The organism is Candidatus Pantoea multigeneris (assembly GCF_011752615.1).
Classification (GTDB): Bacteria; Pseudomonadota; Gammaproteobacteria; order Enterobacterales; family Enterobacteriaceae; genus Pantoea; species Pantoea multigeneris.
This window is the reverse complement of sequence record NZ_VWXF01000026.1, coordinates 1-1,070: the sequence shown is the minus strand read 5'-3', so window position 1 is coordinate 1,070 and position 1,070 is coordinate 1. Positions and strand designations below refer to the sequence as shown.

Genomic DNA, 1,070 nt, shown 5'->3' with positions numbered 1-1,070 from the left:
TCGTAGTCGGTGTGCCTGCCGTCCGGCAGGATTTCCCGCAGCAGCCAGCCGCGCGGGTGCCACTCGTAGCGCGTCTCGCTGCCCGAGCAGTCGGTGTCGCTGGTCAGCAGGCCCCGGTCGTCATATTTCCGGCGGCTGACGTTCCCCAGCGCGTCCGTCACGCTGATGACCTGCCCGAAGTTGTTGCGCGCGTAGCGCGTCGCCTGGCCCAGCGCGTCCACTTCCCGTACCAGGTGGTGCCGGGAGTCGTAGAAGAAGTGCGTGGTCCCGCCGTCCGGCTCCGTCACCTTCACCGGCAGCGCGCGCTGCGCCAGCCAGGTCACCGCCCGGCGGCGGCCGTCGGCGTCGGTGTGTACCGCCCGGTTGCCCGCCGCGTCATACTCAAAGTGCTCCTCGTGGCCCGACGGGTCGCTGCGCCACAGCAGCTGCTCGTCCTCGTTCCAGCCGTACTGCCACCAGCCGCCGCGCTCGTCCTTAAAGGCGGTAATCAGCCCCCGTTCGTCCCAGTGGTGTTCGCGCTGATACCCCTCCCGCGTGGTCACGTACGTAATGCGCGCCGCCAGGTCATAGCGGATGTCGCAGCCGTCGCCCCGGCTGTCGTGCTGGGCCACCACCCGCCAGTGGTCGTGCAGCGCCCAGACGTAGTCGCTGCGCAGCCCGCCCGGCAGGCGGTGCCACGCCAGCAAATGTTCCTCGTGCCAGCCAAAGGCGCGCGTCTCCACCCCGCTGGCGTCGGTGACGCCGACCAGCCGTCCGGCGCCGTCGTAGCCCCAGCGCATCAGCAGCCAGCGCTCGCCGTCCCGGTGCTGCCAGGCCTCCGTCAGCCGGTCCGGGAAACGGGTGTCGCCGTAGTGCAGCTGCACCTCCAGCGCATCCCCCTCGTCGCGCACCGCCACCAGGCGACCCTGCGCGTCCCACTCGGACTCCAGGGCGTTGGCGTACTCGTCGCTGAGCGTCGCCAGCCGCAGGCGCTGCGGCTCGCCCGGCGTGGCGCGGAACAGCCGCCAGGCCGCCCCGTCGTCGTCGGCAATCAGCACGTCGCCCTGCGGGTTGCGGCGGATAATCAGCCC

1 pseudogene is annotated in these 1,070 nt (G+C 71.4%); it reads right to left on the bottom strand.

Features of this window, described 5'->3' with window-relative positions:
* Positions 1–1,070: pseudogene (locus F3J40_RS24555) on the bottom strand (type IV secretion protein Rhs); the annotation flags it as partial.